Source organism: Acinetobacter lwoffii, from assembly GCF_024129595.1.
Taxonomy (GTDB): Bacteria; Pseudomonadota; Gammaproteobacteria; order Pseudomonadales; family Moraxellaceae; genus Acinetobacter; species Acinetobacter lwoffii_O.
This window is the reverse complement of sequence record NZ_JAMXXS010000058.1, coordinates 1-8036: the sequence shown is the minus strand read 5'-3', so window position 1 is coordinate 8036 and position 8036 is coordinate 1. Positions and strand designations below refer to the sequence as shown.

6 protein-coding genes are annotated in these 8036 nt (G+C 41.8%); 4 read left to right on the top strand and 2 right to left on the bottom strand.

Annotation, left to right across the window (positions count from 1 at the left end; translation table 11 throughout):
• Nucleotides 1–103: 103 nt before the first annotated feature.
• Nucleotides 104–1906 carry an acyl-CoA dehydrogenase C-terminal domain-containing protein gene (locus NI466_RS15140; RefSeq protein WP_253173958.1) on the bottom strand — a complete coding sequence of 601 codons (1803 nt, stop codon included), beginning with the start codon at nt 1904–1906 and terminating at the stop codon, nt 104–106.
• 301 nt (nt 1907–2207) lie between these two features.
• A complete protein-coding gene (locus tag NI466_RS15135; protein ID WP_253173957.1) occupies nt 2208–2801 on the bottom strand; it encodes a hypothetical protein in 594 nt (197 codons plus the stop codon).
• Between the two features lie 135 nt (nt 2802–2936).
• Between NI466_RS15135 and baeS the strand changes: the two genes are divergently transcribed.
• From baeS to NI466_RS15115, 4 genes are all read left to right on the top strand, one after another.
• Nucleotides 2937–4589 (top strand): sensor histidine kinase efflux regulator BaeS, encoded by a 1653-nt coding sequence (gene baeS, locus NI466_RS15130; protein WP_253173956.1) that lies wholly within the window; start codon nt 2937–2939, stop codon nt 4587–4589.
• 13 nt (nt 4590–4602) lie between these two features.
• The gene (locus NI466_RS15125; RefSeq protein WP_004278304.1) at nt 4603–5289 is read left to right on the top strand and encodes a response regulator; all 687 of its coding nucleotides are present in this window, start codon (nt 4603–4605) and stop codon (nt 5287–5289) included.
• 93 nt (nt 5290–5382) lie between these two features.
• On the top strand, nt 5383–6789 hold the full coding sequence (locus NI466_RS15120) for a hypothetical protein (RefSeq protein ID WP_227554897.1): 1407 nt from the start codon (nt 5383–5385) through the stop codon (nt 6787–6789).
• Between the two features lie 54 nt (nt 6790–6843).
• Nucleotides 6844–7920, top strand: a complete 1077-nt coding sequence (locus tag NI466_RS15115) for a DUF5723 family protein (protein ID WP_171304322.1) — start codon at nt 6844–6846, stop codon at nt 7918–7920.
• The last annotated feature ends 116 nt before the right edge of the window (nt 7921–8036 follow it).

Genomic DNA, 8036 nt, shown 5'->3' with positions numbered 1-8036 from the left:
CACTGCTCATCTTTTAATGCATAGCGTTTAGTCATAAAAGTATAATGGGGACAAGGCGGTTTTCCTCAAGCTAATTGATGACACGCCCTAGTCTGAGACTAACTTAGAATGCAAAGTGTTCCGCATCCAGGTTCATCAATGGCTCTACACCTGTCGCAATCACTTCAACGTGTGAACGAACGCGTGGCAGGATTTTCTTGAAGTAGAAGCGTGCTGTCGTCACTTTGGCATTGTAAAAATCAACCTCAGTGGTGCCAGCAGCCAGTTGCTCCTGAGCAACCAATGCCATACGTGCCCATAGGTAAGCTAGAGTGACATAACCAGAGAAGTAGAGGTAATCGACTGCAGCTGCACCGACTTCTTCAGGGTTTTGCATAGCGCGCATACCAATTTGCATGGTCAGGTCGCCCCATTCTTTGTTCAAGGTAGCCAATGGTTCAAGGAATTCTTTCATTGCAGCATTGTCTTTGTGCGCTTCAGCAAATTTATGGATGATCTTGGTGAAGTCTTTCAACATTGCACCTTGCGTACCCAATACTTTACGGCCTAACAAGTCTAGTGCCTGAATTTCAGTAGTACCTTCGTACAAGCAGGCGATACGTGTATCACGTACGATTTGCTCCATACCGTGCTCAGAAATAAAGCCATGACCACCGAATACCTGTACACCGTGTTTCGCAGCTTCAGAACCGGTTTCAGTCAGGAACGCTTTTGCGATTGGAGTAAGTAATGACAGGATGTTGTCTGCAAATTTACGGTCTGCTTCTTCTGCAGCATGTTCAACCACGTCAGCATATTGTGCTAACAGGTAAACCAGTGCACGACCACCTTCTGCATATGCTTTTTGAGTTAAAAGCATGTTACGTACAGCAGGATGCACAATGATTGGATCTGCTTCTTTTTCAGGTGCTTTAGGACCACTTAAAGAACGCATTGCCAGACGGTCTTTTGCATATGCAAGCGCGCCTTGGAATGAACCTTCAGATGCTGCAAGACCTTGAACTGCTGTACCGATACGTGCTGTGTTCATGAATGTGAACATACAGTTCAGGCCGCGGTTTTCAGGTCCAATCAGGAAGCCTTTAGCATTGTCAAAGTTGATGACACAAGTCGCATTACCGTGGATACCCATCTTGTGTTCGATCGAACCACAACGTACACCGTTACGCTCACCAATCGAACCGTCAGCATTCAGATTGAATTTTGGTACGATGAATAATGAGATACCTTTGGTGCCTTTCGGTGCGCCAGGAAGGCGAGCAAGTACGATATGAATGATATTTTCAGCCATGTCGTGTTCACCAGCAGAGATAAAGATCTTCTCGCCAGAGATTGCATAGCTACCGTCCGCTTGTGGTTCAGCTTTAGTACGGATAATACCCAGATCAGAACCCGCATGAGATTCAGTTAAGCACATGGTACCCGTCCACTCACCTGAAACCAGTTTAGGCAGGTAAGCGTCTTTTTGTTCAGCTGAACCATGGTGTTCTAAAGTACGAACCGCACCGTGAGACAGGCCAGGGTACATGCCCCATGCCCAGTTCGCAGTACCCACCATTTCAGAAATCGTGATACCTAAAGAGTTTGGTAAGCCTTGACCGCCGTATTGCTCTTCAGCAGAAAGAGAAGGGAAGCCCAGCTCGATGTATTTTTGGTATGCTTCTTTAAAGCCAGTCGGAGTCGTGACAACGCCGTCATTCCAGGTACAGCCTTCACGGTCACCGGTCTGGTTGATCGGAGACAATTCGTTTTCACAGAAGTCAGCCGCAGCTTCTAAGTACTGATCTACCAGCTCACGGCTTACGTTTTCTTGGAATGCAGGGAGATTTGCATAGTGTTGTTCAGCATTTAATAATTCATGCAACACAAATTGCATATCACGTAAAGGCGCTTTGTATTGTGGCATATCGGTTTCCTCAATACTGGTTGAACCAGCGTTATAATCTTAGATGAACTAAAACCTGTCTTCACTGACACGGTTTGGAATGATCTAATCGTGCAACAACTTCCCCTGCGGTACAAGCTTTTCGGGGTGTTTTCTTGGTGACTGTAAAGTCAAAGATTAATCTGCATGATGCATTAAAGGTCTTGAGTATAAAGACTTTAGTCATATTCTGTAGGAAAGGAATAGTCAACTGTATACGGGAAAGAGCACGCAATAAAAAAGCACCCGAAGGTGCTAGTCGTGAAGCCTTGATTCCTATGTATTAATAGGGAGAGGCTGTAGGCTGGAAACGAACATGACATTTGCCATTGATGGTTTGTTCGCCCATCTTGATCTGTGCAGCAGTTCCGTCTTTTTTGCCTTGACAGGCTTGCAGCATGGCTTGTTGATGTGCCTGGTGTTGAGCGAGGCGCTGATCAAACTGTTTAGTTAATTCTGCACGTTTGGCATCCGTCAAGACTTCACCATGCATCATGCCTCTACGCATATCGGCACGCATTGGGTGATGTTCAGCTTTCATGCCACGATGGCTTTTCATCTCTTTACGGTCTGCTTTAAAGACCATCTTACAGGTGCCGTCTATGGTTTTATCGCCAGTCTTGATTTGAACGGCCGAGCCCACAGCTTTATTGTTGCAGGCTTGTTGAAGCTGTTTAGCAAACTGCATGCGTTCTGCACGTTTTGCCTTTAACTGTTCACGCTGTTCGGGAGTTAGATGCTGTTTTTTGCCTTCATGATGTTTCATCATGTGGGGATGATCATTGCTTGGCACATTGCTGGTGGATTGACAGGCAGTCAACGCACCCATTGATAAAACACTGGCACTGATTAATGCTATTTTTGTCATGGTTTGCATATGATTAATCCCGTTAAAGGTTTGATTCTTTTGATCGTTAAAGATTAAACAATAAAGATGTAGAAACAATGAAGGGTTTTTTGATGCAGTGTTCGCTACAATAATGAATATAGAAGAAAAATTGAGATTTTAGTTTTGAACATTCGCCGTATTCCCATTGCATTACGTCTATTTTTGACCGTGCTGTTGACCACGTTGGTCATTACTACGGTGAGCCTGGGTGTATTGCATCTGAATATGCAGCGTAATTTTGCCCGCTATGTCGCCGATGTCGAAATGCAGAAGCTGGATTATGTGATTGAAAATCTGGCAGATGTCTATGCAGTCTATCAGGACTGGGGCAACGCGATTCAGGCACAGATTCTCCAGATGGAAGGTGAAGCCGCACCAGATGATTATGACCGATTATCACGCTGGTGGTTACGCCGCCAGTATGATATTGCCTTGCAGCAGCGTTATTTTCAGGAACAGACCTTGGCTCAAGTGGCACCGAGTATGGTGGATCCAGAGCTGCCACAACGTCAGGTCAATGAAGAAGAATTACGTTTGTTAGCATCTAATTTGCCCTCCCAGTTTCAGCCTTTTGAAGGCTTGAAATTTCCGCTCAGTTCCAATCAGAATCTGTTTAGAACTGATCGCAAAAATGGTGAGCAGCCAGCACAGCAACCGACTGGCAAGAAACAGTTTATCCAGATGCCGGACCGTCTTGGCCTCAGTTCACGTCTCTCACTGTATGATGCCAAGCGTCGTTTCGTAGTGGGTGAGGCTTCAGATGAACAGATTTCTTATCGCCCGATTATGGTGAATAATCAGATTGTCGGCTATTTGGGCTTAAAACCGGTTCTGGATCAGGATGATGCCTTAAGTATCAATTTCTTCAGTAACCAGAAGCGTTATTTATTTCTGGTCTATGCACTCAGTATTTTAGCGAGTCTAATTGCTTCCCTATTATTGGCGACTTATTTCAAAAAGCCGATTCAACGTCTGCTCAATGGTACGCGTGCCTTGACTCAGGGAAATTATCAATATCAGGTTAAAGTGAACCGGAATGATGAACTGGGTGATTTATCCAATGAATTAAATGCATTGGCGGTGATTCTGGATCAGCATGAAACCTCGCGCCGTCAGTGGGTGGCAGATACCTCGCATGAATTAAAAACGCCATTGGCAGTGTTGCAGGCACAGATTGAAGCGATGCAGGATGGGATTCGTAAACCAACACCTGAACATTTTTCTTCCATGCTGGCTCAGGTGAACAGCCTGAAAAAACTGACCCAAGATCTGGCCGCGCTGGCACAGGTCGATGCCCAGCAATTGCAATTCTATTTCTCGACGGTGAATCCGTGGGAGGTTGTGCAGCAGGAACTCATTAACTTCCAGCCGAACTTTGAACAGGCTGAATTAGTGGTTACTGCAGATGGCGAAGGGACTGATTTAAATCTGGATCTAGATCGTTTTAAACAGATTGTGGCGAACTTGCTGAGTAACAGTATTCGCTATACTGAAGCAGGCGGGCAAGTGCATATTCACACCACGCAAGATGATAAAGAATGGACCTTATATGTCGATGATAGTCCGTTTGGCCTGACTGATGAACAACTGACGCGTATTGGTGAGCGTTTCTACCGTGTCGATGATTCGCGTACCCGGGCGACTGGCGGAACCGGACTGGGTTTGGCATTATCATGTAAAATTACACAGGCGCTGGGCGGCAGCTTAAGCTTTGCACATTCACCACTGGGTGGTTTACGATGCAAGCTGAGCTTTCCTAAACAATTGAAACCATAAAGGAAATATATTGATGAAACATGTCATGCTGGTTGAAGATGAAATCGAACTTGCACAGTTGGTGCGAGACTATCTGGAAGCTGCTGGTTTTGAGGTCAGTATGTTTCATGATGGGCAGGAAGCATATAACAGTTTTACCCAGCGTAAACCGAGTCTGATGATTCTGGACTTGATGGTGCCGCGTATGGACGGCCTGACCATTTGCCGTAAAGTACGTGAACAGTCGGATTTACCGATTATTATGGTGACTGCACGTACTGAAGAAATTGACCGTGTGTTGGGGCTGAATATGGGTGCAGATGATTATCTCTGTAAACCATTTAGTCCGAAAGAACTGGTCGCGCGTGTACAGGCTGTGTTACGTCGTCTGGATCGTAAATCAGAACCGGAAAGCAATGATTTATTCCGTATGGACAAATCACAACAGCGCATCTGGTATCAACAAAAAGCCTTGAATTTAACGCCGACCGAATTCCGTTTACTGGAGTTATTCCTGGAACATGTCGGACAGGTATATTCACGTGCGCAATTGCTGGATCATATTAATCCGGACAGTTTTGATGTGGCTGACCGTGTCATTGACAGTCATATCAAGAATTTGCGCCGCAAGATTTCAGATGCAGCTGAAACCGGCAACCGTCATGAGTGGATTCAGGCGGTGTATGGGGTCGGTTACCGTTTTGAATATCCTGAAGATTGAATAAATAAATATTTTTTTAGCATTGTAAAGCTCCTTTAAAATGGTTATTTTTTAGGAGCTTTTTATTTATAATTTTTAGAGGGTTGGGGTAAAATGATTTTAAAAAAAACATTACTAGTACTAAGTTGCTCTGTGTTTTTAGTGGCTTGTGGTGGAGGTGGGAGTGGAAGCGAATCATCTTCACCTAGCGGAGCAAATGGGGGAGAGGTAACGACACCTGCTTCGGATTTAGAAAAAGCAAAACAACTTGTTAAAACCACCAATGCTATCATTTCTTATTATGATGGTTTTCAAAATATTGCTGATCAATATAAAGTTCCTGCAGAAGTAATAAATAACACATCTTCAGATTTGAGCCGTGCAACAAACTTATTATTAGTGATTGCAGAGGTTGTTACTGAGAATGCACAGGGGCAGACCAAGACTTATACAGCACAACAAATTCAGGATTTAATTAATCAGGATGATGCATATAATTTTAAATTTAAGAGCAATACTTTAAAGGCTAATGTTACGGGTACTTCTATTACTATTTCAGGTGATGCTAGTGTCCAATATTGGCAAGATTTTGATTGGGATAAAGTTACAGCGGACAATGCTTGGAATAATGCAAATTGGTATAACGATCCTGCATATTCAATTTATGGTGATGATGCTGAAGTTACAGTATCAAATTTGGTCTTAGAAGCACCGTTTATTGATACCGCACGTACAACTTATAATTATAAGATTCAGAATAATGGAAAAATTTCTACCAAGAATCTTAAAAATCAAACTGCGAGTTTTAGTTTCACTGCAGATAGTACAGCATCTATGGTTTATGCTACCGCAGATACAATGGAAAACCGTGAAGATATTCCGAATCAAGCCACAATGAATTTAAAAGGACTTTTGTTTGAAAGTGCAGATGTGAAAGCCAATTTAGCAGAAGTTTCTTTAATTGCACGCAAAGCTAAATTTGATAATGGTGTTGAAACTTTAGAACAATTGATTCCATCTGAGTTGGTGCTGAAAGGTCTTGTAAGTTATCAGCAGGAATCGTTGAATTTAGAAGCTAAATTCAATTTGAATAATGATTTATCTAAAGCTATTGATGTGAGTGCTGGGCAGGAAACATCGACTAATTTCATCAATGCGAATTTAAATGTCAAATTAAGCGGTAACTTAAAAGGTGCTAATGCAGTACCTACACCATTTAGCATTGATATTACTGCAAAACGTGCTGAATTTACCAAAGGCACAGCTACTGTTGCCGTTGTCGTTGATAAAAATGCATTGGATATTGAGTTAACTGCAAAAGACTTAGATCAAGAATATCAAGTTATTGCGGGTGTAATTAAGCATAAAAATGGAGCATCCATCAGTATTGCAGATGTACAGGGTTTTACTTCAGCGAATATTATGGTTGCAGGAAAAAGTTACGGGGATCTCACTAAAAACTCATCTGGGCAATATGTGGTGAAATTTAATGATGGCACAATAATTTATATCGCTCCTTAATCTAAAACTTAACTTTGAGAAGAAGGCAGCATTTGCTGTCTTCTTTTATATCTAATGAAAAAAAATTTATTCATATTGGCCGTAAGTTTGCCATGCTCTGCTTATGCGGAAAAAACGATTCAATACAGTATAAATGCTGATATTTATAGTGAGCCTGTTAGTGTACATGCCTTTTTAAATGGTTGGGAAACCCCTAATTTTAAAAAAGGCAATAATGCCTTTGCACATGGGAAAATGAAATTAGAAACCAAACAGGATAATTGGACTGTAGGTTGGGTTTGGGCTTATGACTATCAGATTCATTTTAGTGATGATATGGCAAAGTTATATTATCAAATTGAAAATGATCAGTTAATTGATGCAAATAAACATAATCAATTGGAATTAGAAGCTCAGCATGTCGAAACGGTGGGAACTCGTTTTGCCTATGATTGGAAAGTTCATCCTGATTGGACAATTGTGACAGGGGCAACGGCTCTCATCGGCCGTCATTATGTGGATGGTAAATTTCAAGCAACAGGACAAACAACCAATTTGACTGAATTGATGGATCGAGTAGCTTGGTTAAATGGTTCATTGGATTATAGTTATGACCGTCCTGCTTTAAAAGAAGAAGAATTAGGTTGGGATGGAAGAACCAGTAAAGGTTATGGCTATGGCCTAGATTTTGGTTTACATGGGCAAATCAAAAAAGATTGGAATATTAATCTTCAGGTCGATGATTTACTCGGTTACTTATATTGGGATAAGGCTCCATTTACACGCTACAATCTTTATTACGATCAAAATCAGCGTCCTCGAATGGATCTAAGTGGACAATTAAGTAAGAGCAAACAGTATCGTCAAAAACTGCCTTTTAAATTAAGTTCGGAAATTAGCTATGATGTTCAAACTAAGCCTTGGAGTGCGAGCATTAGTAGTTTTTCAAATGAATATATAACATTAGCTCAACTCAATGCCTTTTGGAAAATGGAACAATTAAAATATGGACTGCATATAGAGCCGCAAACACAAGCTTGGGGATTATCAATACAGCATAAAAATTTTGGTGCTAAATATATGACTGACAATTTAGAGAGTAATCAGGCACATCGTTTTAGTGCCTCTTTATATGCTCAATATTACTGGTAAAATCTTTCAACATTAAAATTTTCTAACGCGGATTCAAATCCCAAGTGCGACACATTTGTAGTTAGTTGAAAAAGTTAGGTGTATTAGAATCATTAGACTTTTTCAACTCGCAATTG